Source organism: Candidatus Frackibacter sp. WG13 (assembly GCF_900114655.1).
Taxonomy (GTDB): Bacteria; Bacillota; Halanaerobiia; order Halobacteroidales; family Acetohalobiaceae; genus Frackibacter.
Genome location: NZ_FOTT01000004.1, coordinates 102,298 through 120,980 on the forward strand (window position 1 = coordinate 102,298; position 18,683 = coordinate 120,980).

21 protein-coding genes, 1 tRNA gene and 1 other annotated feature are annotated in these 18,683 nt (G+C 35.4%); all 22 genes read right to left on the reverse strand.

Features of this window, described 5'->3' with window-relative positions; genetic code table 11:
- Positions 1-42: 42 nt before the first annotated feature.
- A complete protein-coding gene (gene rplA, locus BM077_RS03815) occupies positions 43-738 on the reverse strand; it encodes a 50S ribosomal protein L1 (protein WP_089748252.1) in 696 nt (231 codons plus the stop codon).
- A gap of 53 nt (positions 739-791) precedes the next feature.
- Positions 792-1,217 (reverse strand): 50S ribosomal protein L11, encoded by a 426-nt coding sequence (gene rplK / locus BM077_RS03820; RefSeq protein ID WP_089748251.1) that lies wholly within the window; start codon positions 1,215-1,217, stop codon positions 792-794.
- 16 nt (positions 1,218-1,233) lie between these two features.
- Entirely contained in the window at positions 1,234-1,764 is a 531-nt protein-coding gene (nusG, locus tag BM077_RS03825) for a transcription termination/antitermination protein NusG (protein ID WP_089748250.1), read from the reverse strand.
- A gap of 67 nt (positions 1,765-1,831) precedes the next feature.
- On the reverse strand, positions 1,832-2,035 hold the full coding sequence (gene secE, locus BM077_RS03830; protein ID WP_089748249.1) for a preprotein translocase subunit SecE: 204 nt from the start codon (positions 2,033-2,035) through the stop codon (positions 1,832-1,834).
- A gap of 26 nt (positions 2,036-2,061) precedes the next feature.
- Complete coding sequence (rpmG, locus tag BM077_RS03835) at positions 2,062-2,211, reverse strand: 50S ribosomal protein L33 (RefSeq protein WP_089748248.1); 150 nt, start codon at positions 2,209-2,211, stop codon at positions 2,062-2,064.
- Between the two features lie 196 nt (positions 2,212-2,407).
- Positions 2,408-3,604: an elongation factor Tu gene (tuf, locus tag BM077_RS03840; protein ID WP_090003433.1), complete on the reverse strand. Its 1,197-nt coding sequence runs from the start codon at positions 3,602-3,604 to the stop codon at positions 2,408-2,410.
- Between the two features lie 227 nt (positions 3,605-3,831).
- Positions 3,832-3,907: transfer RNA gene (locus BM077_RS03845), tRNA-Thr, on the reverse strand.
- A 138-nt stretch (positions 3,908-4,045) separates the two neighbouring features.
- Positions 4,046-4,696, reverse strand: a complete 651-nt coding sequence (gene sigH, locus BM077_RS03850; RefSeq protein WP_445082260.1) for an RNA polymerase sporulation sigma factor SigH — start codon at positions 4,694-4,696, stop codon at positions 4,046-4,048.
- Between the two features lie 186 nt (positions 4,697-4,882).
- Complete coding sequence (locus tag BM077_RS03855; RefSeq protein ID WP_090095141.1) at positions 4,883-6,169, reverse strand: VanW family protein; 1,287 nt, start codon at positions 6,167-6,169, stop codon at positions 4,883-4,885.
- 22 nt (positions 6,170-6,191) lie between these two features.
- A complete protein-coding gene (gene rlmB, locus BM077_RS03860; RefSeq protein ID WP_089748244.1) occupies positions 6,192-6,923 on the reverse strand; it encodes a 23S rRNA (guanosine(2251)-2'-O)-methyltransferase RlmB in 732 nt (243 codons plus the stop codon).
- Positions 6,916-7,656 carry an FAD-dependent thymidylate synthase gene (gene thyX / locus BM077_RS03865; RefSeq protein WP_089748243.1) on the reverse strand — a complete coding sequence of 247 codons (741 nt, stop codon included), beginning with the start codon at positions 7,654-7,656 and terminating at the stop codon, positions 6,916-6,918. Before thyX ends, rlmB begins: the two co-directional genes overlap by 8 nt.
- Positions 7,657-7,672: 16 nt before the next feature.
- Positions 7,673-8,080, reverse strand: coding sequence for a Mini-ribonuclease 3 (locus BM077_RS03870; protein ID WP_089748242.1), 408 nt, complete (start codon positions 8,078-8,080; stop codon positions 7,673-7,675).
- Positions 8,081-8,091: 11 nt separating this feature from the next.
- Positions 8,092-9,537 carry a cysteine--tRNA ligase gene (cysS, locus tag BM077_RS03875; RefSeq protein ID WP_089748241.1) on the reverse strand — a complete coding sequence of 482 codons (1,446 nt, stop codon included), beginning with the start codon at positions 9,535-9,537 and terminating at the stop codon, positions 8,092-8,094.
- 70 nt (positions 9,538-9,607) lie between these two features.
- Entirely contained in the window at positions 9,608-10,249 is a 642-nt protein-coding gene (gene cysE, locus BM077_RS03880; protein ID WP_089748240.1) for a serine O-acetyltransferase, read from the reverse strand.
- A 131-nt stretch (positions 10,250-10,380) separates the two neighbouring features.
- Positions 10,381-10,617 (reverse strand) — a binding site (T-box leader).
- 105 nt (positions 10,618-10,722) lie between these two features.
- On the reverse strand, positions 10,723-12,192 hold the full coding sequence (gene gltX / locus BM077_RS03885) for a glutamate--tRNA ligase (RefSeq protein ID WP_089748239.1): 1,470 nt from the start codon (positions 12,190-12,192) through the stop codon (positions 10,723-10,725).
- A gap of 90 nt (positions 12,193-12,282) precedes the next feature.
- Complete coding sequence (locus BM077_RS03890; RefSeq protein ID WP_089748238.1) at positions 12,283-13,056, reverse strand: HutP family protein; 774 nt, start codon at positions 13,054-13,056, stop codon at positions 12,283-12,285.
- A gap of 2 nt (positions 13,057-13,058) precedes the next feature.
- Complete coding sequence (gene ispF, locus BM077_RS03895; RefSeq protein WP_089748237.1) at positions 13,059-13,538, reverse strand: 2-C-methyl-D-erythritol 2,4-cyclodiphosphate synthase; 480 nt, start codon at positions 13,536-13,538, stop codon at positions 13,059-13,061.
- Positions 13,538-14,227 (reverse strand): 2-C-methyl-D-erythritol 4-phosphate cytidylyltransferase, encoded by a 690-nt coding sequence (ispD, locus tag BM077_RS03900; protein ID WP_089748236.1) that lies wholly within the window; start codon positions 14,225-14,227, stop codon positions 13,538-13,540. Before ispD ends, ispF begins: the two co-directional genes overlap by 1 nt.
- Before the next feature lie 138 nt (positions 14,228-14,365).
- Positions 14,366-15,499, reverse strand: coding sequence for a PIN/TRAM domain-containing protein (locus BM077_RS03905; protein WP_089748235.1), 1,134 nt, complete (start codon positions 15,497-15,499; stop codon positions 14,366-14,368).
- Between the two features lie 46 nt (positions 15,500-15,545).
- Complete coding sequence (locus BM077_RS03910) at positions 15,546-16,043, reverse strand: CarD family transcriptional regulator (protein WP_089748234.1); 498 nt, start codon at positions 16,041-16,043, stop codon at positions 15,546-15,548.
- Positions 16,044-16,108: 65 nt separating this feature from the next.
- Positions 16,109-17,239, reverse strand: coding sequence for a DNA integrity scanning diadenylate cyclase DisA (gene disA, locus BM077_RS03915; RefSeq protein ID WP_089748233.1), 1,131 nt, complete (start codon positions 17,237-17,239; stop codon positions 16,109-16,111).
- A gap of 6 nt (positions 17,240-17,245) precedes the next feature.
- Positions 17,246-18,634, reverse strand: a complete 1,389-nt coding sequence (radA, locus tag BM077_RS03920; protein ID WP_089748232.1) for a DNA repair protein RadA — start codon at positions 18,632-18,634, stop codon at positions 17,246-17,248.
- Between the last annotated feature and the right edge of the window lie 49 nt (positions 18,635-18,683).

Below are 18,683 nucleotides of genomic sequence, written 5' to 3' on the forward strand. Positions count from 1 at the left end.
CAAAGTTATAAATTTAATTTAAAATCAAGTTCAATTCAAATATTAAACAAACATATTACGAACAACTTGCGGATCAACCTTCACTCCTGGACCCATAGTTGCCGAAACAGTAATAGTTAACAAATAACGCCCTTTAGCACCACTTGGTCTTGATCTAATAATTTCATCAAATATAGCTTTGAAATTTTCAAATAATGCTTCTGTAGCAAATGAAGCTTTCCCTAGCGGCAAATGAACATTCCCATCTTTATCAGCACGATATTCAATTTTACCAGCCTTAAGCTCCTTGATTGCCTTCTCTAAGTCAAAAGTCACAGTACCCACTTTAGGATTTGGCATTAATCCCTGCGGTCCTAGAATTCTTCCTAACTTTCCAACAACGCTCATCATATCTGGAGTAGCTACCGCAACATCGAAGTCTAACCAACCATCTTCAATCTTTTCAGCTAAATCTTCAGCACCAACTACGTCAGCACCTGCTTCTTCAGCTTCTTTTGCTTTTTCTCCTTGGGCAAATACTACTACTTTTACATCTTGTCCAGTTCCTTCTGGTAATACCAGAGCACCTCTTAGTTGTTGGTCATTCTTATTCGGATCAATCCCTAACTTAATTGCTACTTCAATAGTCTCATCAAAGTTTGCTGTTGCTGTTTCTTGTGCTAATTTTAAAGCTTCTTCTGGCTGATATACTTTTTCTCTATCAACTTTATCAAAAGCTTCTGTATATCTTTTTGACATTTAAATTCTCCTCCTTTGTGGTAATCGGATTATCCTCCCACAGCGTAAAATCATTAATCTTCTACTACAAGTCCCATACTCCGAGCAGTACCTGCAATCATACTCATTGCTGCTTCTAAACTAGCAGCATTTAAGTCTTCTTTCTTGGTTTCTGCGATCTCTTTTAAATCATCTTTAGTAACAGTACCCACTTTATTGATATTTGGCTCACCAGATGCTGTTTCAAGTCCAGCTGCCTTCTTAAGTAAATCAGCAGCAGGCGGTGACTTAGTAATAAAATCAAAAGAACGGTCAGCATAAACAGTAATTTCAACCGGTATAATATTACCAGCCTGGTCAGCAGTCTTAGCATTGAATGCTTTACAAAACTCCATAATATTAACTCCATGCTGTCCTAAAGCTGGACCAACTGGTGGAGCCGGATTAGCTTTACCTGCAGGAATCTGTAAACTAATATTACCTACAACTTTTTTAGCCATATCTACTTACACCTCCTTAAACTTCTTCCACTTGATGAAAGTCTAGTTCCACTGGGGTCTGACGACCAAACATTGAAACTAGAACAGTCAATTTGCTTTTATCTAAATCTATTTCTTGAATATCTCCTACAAAGTTCTCAAAAGGACCATCAATAACTCTTACTTCGTCGCCAACCTCTAAATCTATTTCAACCTGAGGCCTTTCAACCCCCATCTGTTTTAAGATAGAGTTAACCTCAGCGTCAGTCACAGGAACCGGTTTAGTTCCTGAACTGGCAAACCCAATTACACCTGGTGTATTCCTCACTACATACCAGGAATCATCATCCATGATCATTTCAATTAAGACATAACCCGGAAAGAACTTTTCTTTAGACATAGTTTTTTTACCATCTTTTACCTTAACTTTGTCTTTAGACGGAATTAAAATATCAAATATCTTTTCATCCATCCCTGTAGTTGTAACTCTCTTTTCCAGGTTAGATTTAACCTTGTTTTCATGACCTGAATAAGTGTGTATAGCATACCATTCTCGCTCATCACTCATAATAAAGGTAGTCCTGTATGGACCTGCACCCCCTTATTTAAATAAAGATCGATGGATCAATTAATTCTTAGTTAAGTACTAATGGAGTAATTATTTTAGAAAAGATAAGGTCTACTCCTCCAATAAAAATAGCTACAATTAAGACGGTTGCAATTACAACCGTTGTATACGAGATCAAGACTTCTTGGTTGGGCCAATTTACCTTTTTAAGTTCAGCCTTAACTTCACGAAAGAATCTCTTGATTTTGCCTAATGTGCTTTCTTCAGCCATTATCTCACATCCTTACTTCAAAAACATTATTTAGTCTCTTTGTGAACAGTATGATCTCCGCAAAATCTACAATACTTCTTCAGTTCTAATCTGTCACGAGTATTAGACTTATTCTTTGTAGTTGAATAATTACGCTGGCCACATTCTTCGCAAGCTAGAGTAATTGTTTCACGCATTAAAATGCCACCCCCTCAAACAAACACAAGGTCAATCTTAATTTAGTTCCTTAGTCAACACCTTATTTACTGTATCACATTTTAAACTAAAAGTCAACATACTTATTAAATTCAAAACTTTAAAACGAAATAAAAAGCAGGTATTAGTCTACCCGCTTTTTATAGTATAAAGCATTTATCTAATTTTTATCCTAATTTATTCAATAATTCCAGTAATAACTCCAGCTCCTACAGTCTTACCGCCTTCACGAATTGCAAATCTTAATCCTTCTTCCATGGCGATTGGAGTAATTAATTCTACTTCCATCTCGATATTATCTCCTGGCATTACCATCTCTACCCCTTCTGGTAAGTTGATATCACCAGTTACGTCTGTAGTTCTAAAATAAAACTGTGGTCTATATCCATCGAAGAATGGAGTATGTCTTCCTCCTTCATCTTTACCTAATACATAAACCTCTGCATTAAACTTAGTATGAGGAGTAATCGTTCCTGGCTCTGCTAATACCTGACCTCTTTCGATATCTTCTCTATTAAGTCCTCTTAATAATGCTCCAATGTTATCTCCTGCTACTGCTTCATCTAATAGCTTACGGAACATCTCTACTCCTGTAACAACTGTTTCTTGTGTATCTTTAATTCCGATAACTTCAATCTCATCACCTGGGTGTAACTTACCTCTCTCTACTCTACCAGTAGCTACTGTACCTCGACCTTTAATTGTAAATACATCTTCTACCGGCATTAAGAACGGCTTGTCTGTATCTCTTTCTGGTTCTGGTAGATACTCATCTACAGCATCCATTAGTTCCATAATCTGTCCACACCATTCACAGTCTCTATCTCCACAGGCACATTCTAGAGCCTTTAGAGCAGACCCAACTACGATTGGAGCTTCGTCTCCTGCAAATTCATATTCGTTTAATAATTCTCTTACTTCCATCTCTACTAATTCGATTAACTCTTCGTCATCTACCATATCTGCTTTATTTAAGAATACTACTATGTTCGGTACACCTACCTGACGAGCTAATAATAAGTGCTCTCTTGTCTGTGGCATTGGTCCGTCTGCAGCAGATACTACTAATAACGCTCCGTCCATCTGTGCTGCACCAGTAATCATATTCTTTACATAGTCAGCGTGTCCTGGACAGTCTACGTGAGCATAGTGTCGATTTGCTGTCTCATACTCTACGTGAGAAGTCGCAATTGTAATTCCTCTTTCCTTCTCTTCTGGAGCATTATCGATATCTTCAAAGTTAGAAGACCCTTCTCCTCCTTTTGCTAATACCTTTGTAATCGCTGCTGTTGTTGTTGTCTTACCATGGTCTACGTGACCGATAGTACCAATGTTAACATGTGGTTTGTTTCTTTCAAACTTTTCTTTTGACATTCTTTTCATCCTCCTTAATTTTCCCTTAATATTGAATTAGATTATGTATTATATTTATTAATTGAAACCGTGAACCTAATATTAGAATCTATAATTAACAGGTGACTACTAAACTAGCCACCTGTTGTTAACTATATAATAAAACTTCAAAGCTGGTCGCAAGCCTATGGTATACTCTGCTTTTAATTCGAAGGCTTTTTATTGGGCTTCACTGTCAACTATTAAAGTGGAGCCCACGACCGGATTTGAACCGGTGACCTCATCCTTACCATGGATGTGCTCTACCGACTGAGCTACGTGGGCGGACACACACAATAATCATTATATGTCTTTTATTGTTAGAAATCAAGATTAATTTTATTCTTTTTAAAAATTTCATTAATTAATATTATCTAATATTTCATTTTATATTACTTATCCTTATTCTTTATCCAATTTACTCTAAATATCATGCTTTTCTAAGAATTCTTCTAACTTTCTTTTTACTCTTTGAAGAGCATTATCTACAGACTTAACATGTCTATCTAAAGCCTTCGCAATTTCTTCGTATGTCTTTCCTTTTAAATATTCTAATAAGACATTCTTTTCTAAATCACTTAACATCTCTTTAATACTAGTTTCTAATAATTCATAGGCTTCCTGACTAATAAATAGATCCTCAGGATTAGTTAACTTTTCACCTTGTAATACATCTAATAATGTCCTAGTCGATTCTTGATTATAGATAGGCTTGTTCAAAGAAACATAAGAGTTCAGAGGTTGGTGTTTCTGACGAGTGGCAGCCTTAATAGCAGTAATTATCTGTCTTGTGATACATAATTCTGCAAATGCACGAAATGAAGCAAGTCTATCAATCCTATAGTCTCGAATGGCTTTATATAACCCAATCATACCTTCTTGTACTATATCATCCCGGTCAGCTCCTACTAAAAAGTATGAACGCGCCTTATTTTGTACAAAGTTCTTGTACTTTTTAAGTAAGTACTCTATAGCCAGTTGACTACCCTTCTGAGCACATTTTACAATTTCATCATCTGTCATATCTTTATAGGTCTTATACTTCTTTCTCTTTAAATGTGCGTTCACCCAAATCCCCCCTGGTATTATGGTAGATAGATACTGCAGTATACTTTAAAGTCAATTCTTCGTTTCGCAATCACATTGTTAATTATAACTTATGTTATTCTTTGAAGTCAAGAAATTTATGGGTTGTAACTTATTCCTTTCTTTCTACTTCCCGGTAACCTTAATAATTTGATCTACCGGTTGATATCTATCTTATGACACTATTACCTCTTTTAAAACTTGATTATTACTGATAATACGTTTTTTAACTGTAACTCGATAACCATTCTTACCTCTTCGAACTAGCTTTTGTTCGTCATTTTGGAGGGATGGATCTACTTTTTTAACTTCTTCATATTCTATGACTTCAGGCTCACTAGTAAAAATCTCTACCTGGTAGTCTCTTTCTTGCCCCATAATACTCATTCTTAAGCGATTTCCCTTTACTTTTGATAAGATCATAATCGGAGCCGAAGTATTATTCTTAAACTCAAAATCTAAGTAATCATAATAGACAGTAGCTCCTCTTCCTAACGGAACGTAACTTACTGGGCGAGAATGATTCTGACGTACTAAAACTTTAAAATCCCCTAATAGAACTGCATTATAAAGAGTACTGGACACCTGACAAACCCCGCCTCCAATACCTGTAACAAACTCCTGATTAACTATTTCTATCGCTTCTTTAAATCCTGTTGTTAAGGTTCTAGGCCCGACTCGATCATTAAAAGAGAAAGATTCACCAGGTTTTAATAAAGTGCCATTAATCTTTTGACTAGCTAGCTTAATATTCTCTACTCGACCTTTCTTAGTAGTATTAAATTCAGTCAAATAAGTGCTTATTTGATTAGTCAGTCCTAACTCTTTTAAATCTTCTTCATTTACTTCCGGTTTTATCTCTTCGATTACTAACCTAATCGGGAGGTCTTCTAGATTAGATAATCTTTTAACAATCTTCATCTTTGATTTTTCTATATTTAACTTTCTCCCATGCTTAGCTTTAATCACTTGCTTAGTTTCTAGATCCATATAAGCATTTTTCATGCTACTATTAATTTCTTTACCAATTGCCATCAATTCTTCTTCTAATATTTTGTCACTATAAGACATCCTTAAATCTATTTCTTCACCATATTTATCAGTTTGCCAGACTTCTATACTTCTCTGGACTAAGTTACCCTTTCTACCTATAGCAAATGCTTTATTCACTGCTTCTTCTATTTTGAATTTAAGTTTAATGCTCCCTGGGTCCAATAACCAACTATCTTCTTCCCCTTCTAGAATAATATCTTTATTTAAAATAGGTTTAGTAATCTTCTTTAAACGTTCTTTAGCTTCAGCTCTATTTAAACCACTAAAGTTATATCCTTCTATTGTAACACCAGAAAAGATTATATTCTGGTTCTGTTTAAAGAAGATATGCATTCCTAATATTGTGCCCACCCCGATAGAAAAGAGTAATAATAAGATAATTAATGAAATTTGCCATACTTTTTTCATATATATACTCCCTAATCAAATATTAATTCTGATATTCTCGCTGGCGTAATGCCTCATACATTAATAATGCTCCTGCTACAGAAGCATTCAAAGAGCTAACGCTGCCCCCCATTGGTAGTTTAATTATAAAGTCACAAGTCTCTTTAACCAAACGACGCATTCCCGAACCTTCACTACCGATTACAATACCTAAAGGCCCAGTCAAATTAGCTTGATAGCAGACTTGGTCACCATCCATATCAGCCCCAGCAATCCAAAACTTATTATCCTTCAACTTTTTCATAGCTCTGACCAAATTAGTAACTTGTGCTACTGGTACATATTCAATTGCACCTGCTGAAGCTTTTGCTACGGCCGGCGTTAGACCAGCACTCCTTCGTTCTGGAATAATTACTCCTTGAGCCCCTACTGCATCAGCAGTTCTCAAAATTGACCCCAAATTATGAGGATCCTGGACTTCATCTAACAGAATAAATAATGGATCATCAACATTTCGATAGGCTTGACTTATCAAATTTTCTAACGAAAGATAATCGATTGGCTCACCAAAAGCTATTATCCCTTGATGAGAATAAGATTCAGCTAAACTATCTAACTCTTCTTTAGAAACTTCCCTAACCTTAATACCTTCTTTCTTTGCTCTATCTATTAGCTCCCCCATTCCCTTCGCATTGCGGTAGACTAAAATTTCATCTAACCTTCTACCAGCCTTCAGCGCTTCTGAAACAGGATTTCTACCTTCAATTTTATTCATTAGTATTATCTACTCCTTTAGATGTTATTTTATTTAAACGTCCACAACTCATTTTACCTTCTTTACATCGTCTTTCAGTTTCACAAAGAGGTCCAGCACTATTAAAGATGATCGGCGCTATATCTTTTACCTGCCTTAACATCTCTCTTGCCATCTTTCTAATCTCTTTTTGTGCTCGTTCACAGCACCTCACTTCAAAAAAATGGAGTAAGCTTCTGGCATTCATGCTTACAACTATCTTAGTCTCTGTAGCATTAGGCAAGAGATACCGTGCCGCTTCAATCGCTTCTTTTTCTTGGTATCCATTTTCCATTAATTTTTTCGTTAATTCATCATATTTTTGCTGTTGCTGCCACATATTCTCTTCAAAGATTTCAACTAATTCTTTATCTCCCTTAATTTTATCTGGTATAATATAGTCAAATTGTTCTTTTTCACGCACGTACCTTTGACTCTGCTGACTATAACTAGCTAATCTATGTCTTACTAACTGATGGCTGGTAACTCTTGAAATCCCTTCAATAGCAAAAGTAAAACTAACATGTTCTAGGGTAGAATAGTGTCTATTACCAAGAATAATCGCTAACAAATCTTCTATCTCTTTATCCGTCATCTCTTCTACTAACTTATTAGCCCCTACTGGAGAATAACATAATCTCGCAGCAGCAGCTACTGTTCTTTCTGGATTCGGTGTATAATTAATTAATTTGATATTTAAATTTGTTTCCTGCATTATTTGCCAACTCCCTCTATAATTCCTCAATTTTAGCCTTTATTTCAGTTAATATTTCTTGTAAGCGTTCTTCTTCACCTTCTAAATATAGATAACCAATTAATGCTTCAAAAGCAGTACTATGCCTATAATCAACTACATCAGTATTTTTAGGTACTTGCCCTGAACTTGAATTGCGTCCACGACGAACTATTATCTTCTCTTCTTCTGTTAAAGAAGACTTTATTTCCTTTAATAAAGATGCTTGTGCTTCAGCATTCACATATTTAATTGCGGTTTTATGCAGTTCATTATTCTTCCGAATTCCTTTTTCTATTAAGTAAGAACGTATAAAAACTTCATAGATACTATCACCAATATAAGCCATAATCCCTGATGACAACAATTGAGGTCTATCTGGTAAATCTAGTAAGTCACGAAACATCATTTCGCCTCCTATTCGATCTCCCATTCTGTTCCTTGTGGTCTATCTTTTATTGTAATTCCTAACTCTTTTAATTCATCCCTAATCTTGTCAGCTAAATCCCAATTCTGTTCTTCTCTGGCCTCTTCTCTTATCTCTAATAATAGTTCTATTAAAGGAGGAATCAATTTATTCCCTTCTTCTTTTAACTCTGGCCTTAACTCAATACCTAGAATACTCCCTAATTCTTCAAAAGTATTATAAGCCTTCTCTAAAACCATAACTGTTGCCTTATTGATTTCAAATTCAGAATCATTAACAAAGATATTTATCTTCTTTGCCAATTCATGAAGGCTAGCAATTGCCAATGCAGTATTTAAATCATCATCCATGGCCTCTTCAAATTTTACTCTCTTATCATCAATTGCTCTTTCGATTGCTTCAACTTCTTTTTGATTACCAGCATCTATTTCGACCTTATTATCTGGAATTAATTTATGAATTCTAGCAACTGTATTTCTAAGTCGCCGTAGGCTCTTTTTAGCATCATTTAATTCAACATCACTAAAGTTAATTGGACTACGATAGTGATTAGAGATTAAGAAGAACCGAACTACATCTGGACTATAATCTTTAAGAATATCTCTAGTCGTAAAGAAGTTCCCTAATGACTTTGACATCTTCTCTCCATCTACATTAACATAGCCATTATGCACCCAATAATTAATTACCTGTTCTCCATTGACTGCTTCACTTTGAGCTATCTCATTTTCATGATGTGGAAAGGCTAAATCAATTCCTCCAGTATGGAAGTCAAATTTATCACCCAAATAATGCCTAGACATCACTGAACATTCTGTATGCCAACCAGGACGTCCTGGCCCCCATGGGCTGTCCCATGCTGGTTCACCCTCTTTGCTTCTTTTCCATAGGACAAAGTCCAAGGGATCTTTTTTTTGCTCATTAACTTCTATTCTAGCCCCTGAAGCAAGTTCTTCTAAGTTTTGGTTAGATAGTTTTCCATAATCAGCAAACTTTTTAACCTCAAAAAAGATATCACCATCAACTTCATAAGCATAACCTTCTTCTTCTAATCTTTTAAGTAGTTTTATGATATCTTCAATATAATCAGTTGCTCGTGGATATACGTCTGCTTCTTTTATATTCAGTTTCTTAGTATCTTCAAAATAGGCATCTATAAACCTATCTGCCAATTCTTTAATACTTACCCCCTCTTTATTAGCTCGCTTTATCATCTTATCATCTATATCAGTAAAATTCATAACATGAAATACATTATAGCCTTTATACTCAAGGTATCTCTTAAGAATATCAGGAACTACAAAAGCCCTAGCATTGCCAATATGAAAGTAGTCATATACCGTTGGTCCACATGAATAGATCTTAACTTTTTCTGGGTCAACTGGTTTGAACTCTTCTTTCTGTTTAGTTAATGTATTATATATCTGTAATGCCATAATTACAACACTCCTTAAATTATTACTTTCCTTTTAATTCTATTATTCATTTAAAGCCTAATTCCCTTCTTTAATCTGCACTTAAGTTATTATACTTTTTCTCTAACTTTTCTATTCTGCGATTCATACATTTCAACATCTCTTCTACTGGATCTGGGAGGTCACCATGCTCTAAATCTATCTCACCTCTCACTCGCTTTCCATTACGAATTATTACTCTTCCTGGAACTCCAACGACTGTAGCATTATCTGGTATTGGATCTAGTACAACTGCCCCGGCTCCAATCTTAACGTTATCCCCAATTTCAATCGAACCTAAGACTTTAGCGCCTGCACTTACCATGACATTATCTCCTAAAGTCGGGTGCCGTTTGCCATCTTCTTTTCCAGTCCCTCCTAAGGTTACACCTTGATAGAGAGTTACATTATCCCCAACTTCTGTAGTCTCACCGATAACCACTCCCATTCCGTGGTCAATAAAGAAACCGTTACCTATCTGAGCCCCAGGGTGAATTTCGATACCAGTAAAAAACCTACTAACTTGGGAAATCACCCGTGATAGAAATGAAAAACCCTTATTATATAGCCAATGAGCAAGCCGATGCATCAGAATAGCATGTAAACCTGCATAAGTCATAACTTCTAATATCCCTTTAGCCGCCGGATCTCTTTCAAAGACAGCATCAATATCTGACTTAATTATCTTAAACATATAAACTCCTCCTTTTTTAGTTTTCAGTGTCAGTAGTCAGTGTCAGTAGTCAGTGTCAGTTGTCAGTGTCAGTTTAAAGTTCAAAACTCCTTACAGCAAATAAAAAGACCTCCCCCCCACTGTAGATAAACTACAGAGGCGAAAGGTCCGCGGTTCCACTCTGATTTTAACCAGACTGACTTACTAAAGTCAACCTGATTCCCTCAATAGTCTTTTAACGGTTCACTAACCGTCATACCCTACTAATTATCAGGCATGAAGCTCACAGATGCACTTCAACCAATCCTTTCTTAGAGACACTTCCAGCCAATGATGTCTCCTCTCTGTAAAGAAAGCTGTTGGTTTACTTTTCTGGTCATAGCATTTGGATTTCCGCATAATTAATTGCTGACACGCTCAATGCGCTAGTGCTGAGCCATCTATTCGTATTTAAAAGAAGGCTCAGTGCATTTTAAATGACTAACACCAATTAATTATGAAATCAAATCTAAAGATTGTTCAATTCTTTTTACTGTTTCTTCTTTACCTAAGATTGATACCACATGATATAATTCAGGGCCGGAACCTTTTCCGGTTATGGCATATCTAGCTGGATGGAAGAATAACCTTCCTCCTACTGGCAAATCTTTTAAGATAGCTCGCATTTCTTCTAGGACTGATTCTGGACTATAATCTTCTAAGGCTCTTAATCTATCACGTAGTGTTTCTAATACTAGATCAACATCTTCTTGCTGAAAGCATTCTATTACTTCTTCTTTGTCTTCATACTCCATTTCACCAAAGAAAATATCAACGTGATCAACGATCTGAGCCACATAATCTAACGAATCACGTACTAAATCTACTATTTTAGCAATCCATTCTCTCTTTTCGGAAATTAATTCATCGTCAACATATCCTCCATCTTTTAAATATGGAATAGCTAAATCAATGATTCTATCTAAGTCGGCTTCTTTGATGTAGTGGCTATTCATCCAATTTAACTTCTCTACATCGAAGACAGCAGAGCTCTTCGTTACTCTATCCATAGAAAATCTATTAACTATCTCATCAATAGTAAATATCTCTTCATCATTCTCCGGCGACCAGCCTAATAAGGATAAAAAGTTAATCAAAGCCTCTGGAAGATAACCTCGTTTCCGATACTGGCTGACATAGACATATGCTTCACCGCTTCTTTTACTTAATTTCGACTTATCTGAACCTAAAATCATTGATAAATGAGCAAATTTAGGCGTATCCCAATTTAAAGCTTCATATATCAAGATCTGCTTTGGCGTATTAGATAGATGATCTTCACCACGAATAACATGACTAATTTCCATCAAATGATCATCAATTACTACTGCAAAATTATATGTTGGAATACCATCAGACTTAACAATTACAAAGTCATCTAAAACTTCGCTACTAAACTCTACATCACCTTTGATTATATCTTTCACTACAACTGTCTCTTCTTTTTCTGGTAACTTAAATCTAACTACTGGTTCACGACCTGCTGCCTCTAACTCTTCCTTCTCTGATATGGACAGTTCGCGACATTTGCCATTATACTTAGGAGCCTCGCCTTGCGCCTTAGCCCTTTCTCGCATCTCATCTAACTCGTCTTCGGTGCAATAACAATAGTATGCTTTATCTTCTTCAAGTAACTTCTCTACATATTCCTCATAAGTATCTAACCTTTCACTTTGACGATATGGACCATAGTCACCACCAACTTTAACTCCTTCATCCCAATCTAGACCTAACCACTCCATCTCACGATGAATAATTTCTTCAAATTCAGTAGTAGAACGTTCTTTATCAGTATCTTCAATACGTAAAATGAAGCTCCCATCTTCTTTTTTTGCATATAACCAATTGAATAAAGCTGTACGGATATTACCAATATGGATCTGCCCGGTAGGACTTGGTGCAAATCTTACTCTAATATTACTCATTGTCTTCTCCTTCCTATACTTCAGATTCATATTTACAAATATTATAAACTAATTATTATTTTATTTCAAGATTAATAATACTAATTTCTGTTAAATTACACTCATTCCCACTGCTACCTGTTCCGGTCCATCGACTAAAGCATGACCGAATTTACCAAAAATAGCAACTGCTACTCTACCTTCTCCACGAACGATAGCTACCTTAAATCCTCCACCTAGCCCTGGATTGATTAGGTCAAGTTGAGTATAAGCATCTTTAACCGCACTAGAAATAGCTAACTTATCTCTCATCCTTTCTCTAACAACACCACGAGCAATGGCTGCTACTGTAGCACTTTCACGTAATTTGATCGGTAAATTCTCAGCATTAGCTCCAGTTTGCGTAATTGCTGGCTTATAACCATAACCTTTAATCTTGTCTAACCAGTAATTTTCATAATCTCTACTTCTCGTCATAGCTAAGTAGATAGCTGAACTTTCTGGACTTAACTTTGCTTCTCGTTCTTCTTGTACATAACCAGAAACGATATCATCAGTAGTTATGATTCCAACTAATTTGTCATCTTTATTGAAGACCGGCACTCCACCCAGTTGATTATCTGACAAGATTTGGGCAACCTGTTGGATTGTATATTCTTGAGTAACCCCAATTATCTCGGTAGTCATAACCTCTTTAACTTCTAATTCAAAATCACGCTGTTTAACTAAATCTCCATCCGTTATAATCCCTACTACTTCTCCCAGATTATCTTCTACTACTAATCGACCAATATTATGTACAGACATAATTCTTTCAGCTTCAGCAATAGTTGCATTTTCGTTTACTGTGATCACATCTTTAACCATTAGGTCTTTAACTAACATATTTAACACCCTTTCTTTATTATACTGGCAATCGATTGAGCTGCAATCCCTTCTCTTCTACCAACAAAACCTAGCTGCTCTGTTGTAGTTGCTTTAATATTAATTTGACTTAGCGGAATAGCTATTATTTTCGCTATATTATTCTTCATCTGGGAAAGATAAGGAGCCATCTTAGGCTCCTGAGCAATAATTATAGTATCTAAATTATTAACTTGATAATTATCTTTAGTTAATAAATCATTAACTTTTTCTAAAAGTTTTAGGCTTGAGATTCCTTTATAATCAGAATTAGAATCTGGGAAATGCTTGCCAATATCACCAGCACCAATAGCTCCTAATATAGAATCCATAATAGCATGTAAGAGAACATCAGCATCCGAATGTCCTTTTAAACCTAAATCATAATCTATCTTAACTCCACCTAAAATTAATTCTTCATCACCAACCAGTCTATGAACATCATATCCAATTCCGACTTTCATTATGTCCTCCTTTTAAGAATTGCCTCTGCAATTACTAAATCTTCTGGAGTCGTCACCTTCAAATTCTCATAACTCCCTTTAGCTAGCTTCACTCTCTCTCCTAATCGCTCTACTAGCATCGAACTATCAGTTCCTTTAAACCCATCAGCCATAGCTTCTTTGTAAGCTTTTAGAACTAAAGCATAATTAAAAGCTTGTGGCGTCTGAATAGCCCATAATTCATTACGGTCAGGCGTCTTTTTTACAAACCCTTCATCATCTATCCTCTTAATAGTATCCTTAACCGGGACAGCTACTCCTGCTGCTTGATACTCCTTCACCTGATTAATAACCTTCCGTAAAGTATCTGCTGTAAGCAACGGCCTTGCTCCATCATGGATCAAAGCATATTCAGCCGAGTCAACTGCTTGTAATCCATTATAGACTGATTCTTGCCTAGTAGCGCCTCCAATTACAACTTTACTTACTTTATTAAAGTTATATTTTTGAACTACTTCTTCCTTACAATAATCTAGCTCATCTCCTCTAGTAACTACTATTATCTCTGTAATTAAATCTGAGTCTTGAAAAGCAGCAATCGTATGAGCTAATACAGGTTTGTTCAATAAAGAAAGATACTGTTTATTCAACTTACTCTTCATTCTTCTTCCTTGCCCGGCAGCAGGAATAACAGCTACTATTTGTCCCATTCTTATCCAATCCTTTATCTTAATATTATCTACTTTAAGGTCTCGCATAATTAATTATTAATGTTAAAATTCGGTGCGAATTATGCTCAAAATTTAATTATAAAATTTAATTATAAAATATTATTTAAAGTATAATTCCTATAACGCCTTTTCAGCTACTTTAGGTTTAGCAAAGATCATCCTCCCAGCAGCTGTCTGTAATACACTAGTTACTAATACATCTATCTTATCACCAATATAGTTTTTGCCTTCATCAACTACAACCATCGTACCATCATCTAAATAACCTACTCCCTGGCCAGGCTCTTTACCATTCTTAATAATCTTAACTGTCATCTCTTCTCCTGGTAGAACAACAGGCTTCACTGCATTTGCTAATTCATTAATATTTAGTACAGAGACCCCTTGTAATTCAGCTACTTTATTAAGATTATAGTCATTAGTTACTACTTTTCCATTGAGTAGCTTGGCTAATTTTACTAACTTACTGTCTACCTCATCAATTTCTTCAAAATCACCTTCATAAATTTCAACCGGCACATCTAACTCTTTCTGTATTTTATTTAAAATATCAAGCCCGCGTCGACCTCTATTCCTTTTTAGTACATCAGCAGAATCTGCTATATGCTGCAGTTCCTCTAAAACAAATTCAGGAATTACCAATACGCCATCTATAAAATGTATTTGACAAATATCTGCTATTCTGCCATCAATAATTACACTAGTATCTAATATTTTACATGGGGTTTTACCATTATCATCCTCAAGTTGCTCTTCGTCATCATTACCCCCTAAAATACTCTTTTTATTTAATGTACCAGAGATATTATTAAATAATTCAAAAAGTTCCTCTCGTTTCTTAATAGCTAAATTAAGACCTAAATATCCCAAAGTTAAATTAACTAAGACTTGTAAGGAAAGTCCAAACTTGGGGATAGAAGATAGAGGAAAAGTAAATATTAATAAAATTCCTAATATAAGACCAATTATCAAACCAAAAGTTCCAGCAATAATATCCGGAAAAGGAATCTTCTCCATCTTAGTTTCAAAACTCAAAACAAGTTGAAAAATATTATCTATTATTACTGGCAAAACTAAATAACCAATTAAACCACCGATTACTATACCATAAGTTTGATTACTAGTTATTGACTGAACGATATTATTCAAACTAAAGTTAATCTCTTCAGCTAACCCTAATACATCTACCATCTGATAACCAATAACTGCTCCTACAATGGTAAATACAGTCTTTAACATCTTTGTTAGCATCCTATTTCACCTCCTCTCAAGTAATAAACGTCAGGCTAGCCTGACGTTATTCTTCTTCAACATCTCTATCAGCAAAAAGTTCATCAAGCTGTTCTTGAACTTCTTCCTCACTTTCGTCTTTAGCTAGAACTAATTCACTAATCAAAATCTGCCTACAATTACTTAACATCTTCTTTTCTCCAGTTGATAAACCTTTCTCCATATCTCTTAGAGTCAAATTTCTTACTACCTCTGCTACTTCAAAGATATCTCCAGTTTTAATCTTTTCCGTGTTACTTCGATATCTACGATTCCAATTCTGTGACATTTCACTCTTTTCCTGCTCTAATACTTTAATTACATCTTCTACACGTTCAGAATCTATAATCTCTCTAATACCGATATCCTCCACATTATCTAAGGGAATCATAACCTTCATTTCACCAATAGGAAGCTTCATAATATAGTACTTTTTAGTCTCTCCTAAGACTTCCTTCTCTTCAATACCAACAATCGTTCCTGCTCCATGATTAGGATAAACTATTTTATCACCGACTTCAAACATTAATAACCCTCCATTCAATACATAATAACCCATTAAATTATATCATTTTTGAACGCAAAAGTCAATTAAAGATATATTCTCTGCTCTAATAACGCTTGGTCCCGTAATCTCTTTAAGCCTTCTTTGATAGCTTGGGCTCTTACTTCCCCTACTCCATCTACATCATCTAACTCATCTATTGATGCATTTAGGACTTCTTGGAAGTTATCAAAAGCCTTAATCAGATTCTCAATAACAGGCATTGGAAGTCTAGGAATCTTACGTAAGAGACGATAACCTCTTGGTGAAACAGAAAGGTCTAAAACGCTCATATTACCTCCATAACCTAACTTTTTGCTAATCGTTGTTAGACTAACTAAATCATCTGATGCAAAGTCAGATATGTTATCCAAAATTTCTTCTGGAGATACTATTGAGTCTTCAATTTCTTCTTTAGCCTCTTCTTCAACATCTTCCTCTAAATCTAATTGTGATTGAGTGATATAATCTTTAATTAAAAGAATTCCTTCATCTTTCACATTAGCTAATAGTTCTTCTAGTTGCATATTAATTAGACGACCTTCGGTTCCTAATTCATTAATATACCTCTCTATCTCTTTCCCAATTCGCAAAACCATCTCGGTTCTCTGCAAAACTGTTGTTACATCAGAAATTGTAACTAAATCTTGAAATTCCAAAGCACTTAATTTATTTAAAGTCTGGTCTAATACACTACGGTACTTTTCTAGAGTTTGAATGGCTTGATTAGCTTTAGCTAGAATCACTCTAATATCTTCTAAGACATACTTCTGTTCATCTTTATATAAGGATATTATATCTCTTCGTTGTGAAATAGAAATTACTAACTCTCCTGTCTGCTTAGCTACTCTCTCGGCTGTTCTATGTCGTGTTCCGGTCTCCATAGAAGAGATTGACGGGTCAGGAACCAACTGAGCATTAGCGCATAAAATTCTCTTGCAATCACTACTTAAAACTATCGCTCCATCCATCTTTGCTAATTCATATAAACGAGCAGAAGTTAACTCACTATTAATATTAAAACCACCATCTACTATCCCTAGTACCTCTTCACTATCACCAACTACTATTAATCCTCCTGTTTTAGCTCTTAATATATTCTCTAAACCTTCGCGAAAAGGAGTTCCTGGAGCTAAAAATTTAAGCACTTCTCTAAATCCCTCTTGTTCAGGCTGCACTTTAACCTACTCACCTCCTAAAATCAAGTCTAACACTTCGTTAATTTGCTTAACACCCAAAATTTCTATATCTAACTCTTCAGGGTCTAAATCTAAAGAAGATAGATTATTAGCAGGAATTACAAACTGGTCAAATCCTAATTTTCTAGCTTCATTAATTCTTCGTTCAACCTGATTAACAGCTCTTATTTCACCCGAAAGACCTATTTCACCAACCACTAGCAGATTACTAGGTATCGCCAAATCACGAAAACTAGAAATGATGGCCACTGCAAGCCCTAAATCAAGACCTGGTTCTTCTACTTGCACTCCACCTGCGATATTAATATGAACATCTTCTCCTTGAATATGTAAACCTAATCTCTTTTCTAAAACAGCTAAAATTAATGAAACTCTCTTATGATCCACGCCAGAAGTTACCCTTGTCGGGGTTCCAAAATTGGCTAAACTCACCAAAGATTGAACTTCTACTAAGATAGGTCTAGTTCCTTCTAAACAAGCAACAATTACTGATCCAGAAACATCCTTAGGTCTTTCTGCAATAAATCGCTCTGAAGGATTCAACACTTCACTTAATCCTGTCTGTTTCATTTCAAAGATTCCAATCTCATTAGTAGAACCAAAACGATTCTTGACTGCACGTAGGATACGATAGAAATGATGCTGATCCCCATCAAAATAGAGAACAGTATCTACCATATGCTCTAATACCCTTGGTCCGGCAATAGAACCTTCTTTAGTAACATGCCCTACTAAAAAGACCGGTATATTCTCAACTTTAGCTAAACGCATCAATTTACTAGTGCATTCACGAACTTGACTAACACTCCCTGGTGCTGAACTATAATCTGGATTATAGATAGTCTGGATAGAATCTATAATTACTAATTCTGGTTCCATTTCTTTAATCTTTTCTTCAATTGAAAAATAGTTAGTTTCGGCTAAAACATATAAGTTAGAACTAGCAATATTTAATCTGTCAGCTCGTAACTTTACTTGATGCTCTGACTCTTCAGCAGATATGTATAGTACCTGACCGTAATCAAGACTGATCTGATTGGCGACCTGTAATAAAAGAGTAGACTTACCTACTCCAGGTGCCCCCCCAATCAAAGTTAAAGAGCCAGGAACTATTCCCCCGCCTAAGACGCGATTCAATTCCCCAATCTTTGTCTTAAAACGTTCTGTTTCAGCCGCTTTAATCTCTTTAATCTTTTGTGGTTGATTATTACTTAAAAACTCTTTCTTTCTCTTTTCTTTCTCCTTTTCTTCCTTAGGATCAATAATCTTTTCTACTAAGGTATTCCAACTTCCACACCCTTCGCATTTTCCGTTCCATCTTAATGCTTCATGTCCACACTCTTGACATACATATCTTTTCTTCTTTTTCGCCACTATTAATCACCTAGAATCAATTTTTAAACTTCATTATGTATTGTAAACT

Coding starts and splice junctions, on each gene's coding strand:
- rlmB (WP_089748244.1), bottom strand. CDS start 6,923: ATGAATAAAATTGAAGGTAGAAATCCTGTTTCAGAAGCGCTGAAGGCT.
- BM077_RS03855 (WP_090095141.1), bottom strand. CDS start 6,169: ATGAAAAAAGTATGGCAAATTTCATTAATTATCTTATTATTACTCTTT.
- gltX (WP_089748239.1), bottom strand. CDS start 12,192: ATGAGTAATATTAGAGTAAGATTTGCACCAAGTCCTACCGGGCAGATC.
- tuf (WP_090003433.1), bottom strand. CDS start 3,604: ATGTCAAAAGAAAAGTTTGAAAGAAACAAACCACATGTTAACATTGGT.
- ispF (WP_089748237.1), bottom strand. CDS start 13,538: ATGAAAGTCGGAATTGGATATGATGTTCATAGACTGGTTGGTGATGAA.
- BM077_RS03910 (WP_089748234.1), bottom strand. CDS start 16,043: ATGTTTGAAGTCGGTGATAAAATAGTTTATCCTAATCATGGAGCAGGA.
- cysS (WP_089748241.1), bottom strand. CDS start 9,537: ATGGCATTACAGATATATAATACATTAACTAAACAGAAAGAAGAGTTC.
- ispD (WP_089748236.1), bottom strand. CDS start 14,227: ATGGGACAAATAGTAGCTGTTATTCCTGCTGCCGGGCAAGGAAGAAGA.
- BM077_RS03870 (WP_089748242.1), bottom strand. CDS start 8,080: ATGTTTCGTGACTTACTAGATTTACCAGATAGACCTCAATTGTTGTCA.
- BM077_RS03905 (WP_089748235.1), bottom strand. CDS start 15,499: ATGCTAACAAAGATGTTAAAGACTGTATTTACCATTGTAGGAGCAGTT.
- secE (WP_089748249.1), bottom strand. CDS start 2,035: ATGGCTGAAGAAAGCACATTAGGCAAAATCAAGAGATTCTTTCGTGAA.
- thyX (WP_089748243.1), bottom strand. CDS start 7,656: ATGCAGGAAACAAATTTAAATATCAAATTAATTAATTATACACCGAAT.
- cysE (WP_089748240.1), bottom strand. CDS start 10,249: ATGTTTAAGATAATTAAGTCAGATATTGATGCTGTCTTTGAAAGAGAT.
- BM077_RS03890 (WP_089748238.1), bottom strand. CDS start 13,056: ATGTTAGTTAAAGACCTAATGGTTAAAGATGTGATCACAGTAAACGAA.
- rplA (WP_089748252.1), bottom strand. CDS start 738: ATGTCAAAAAGATATACAGAAGCTTTTGATAAAGTTGATAGAGAAAAA.
- nusG (WP_089748250.1), bottom strand. CDS start 1,764: ATGAGTGATGAGCGAGAATGGTATGCTATACACACTTATTCAGGTCAT.
- rplK (WP_089748251.1), bottom strand. CDS start 1,217: ATGGCTAAAAAAGTTGTAGGTAATATTAGTTTACAGATTCCTGCAGGT.
- rpmG (WP_089748248.1), bottom strand. CDS start 2,211: ATGCGTGAAACAATTACTCTAGCTTGCGAAGAATGTGGCCAGCGTAAT.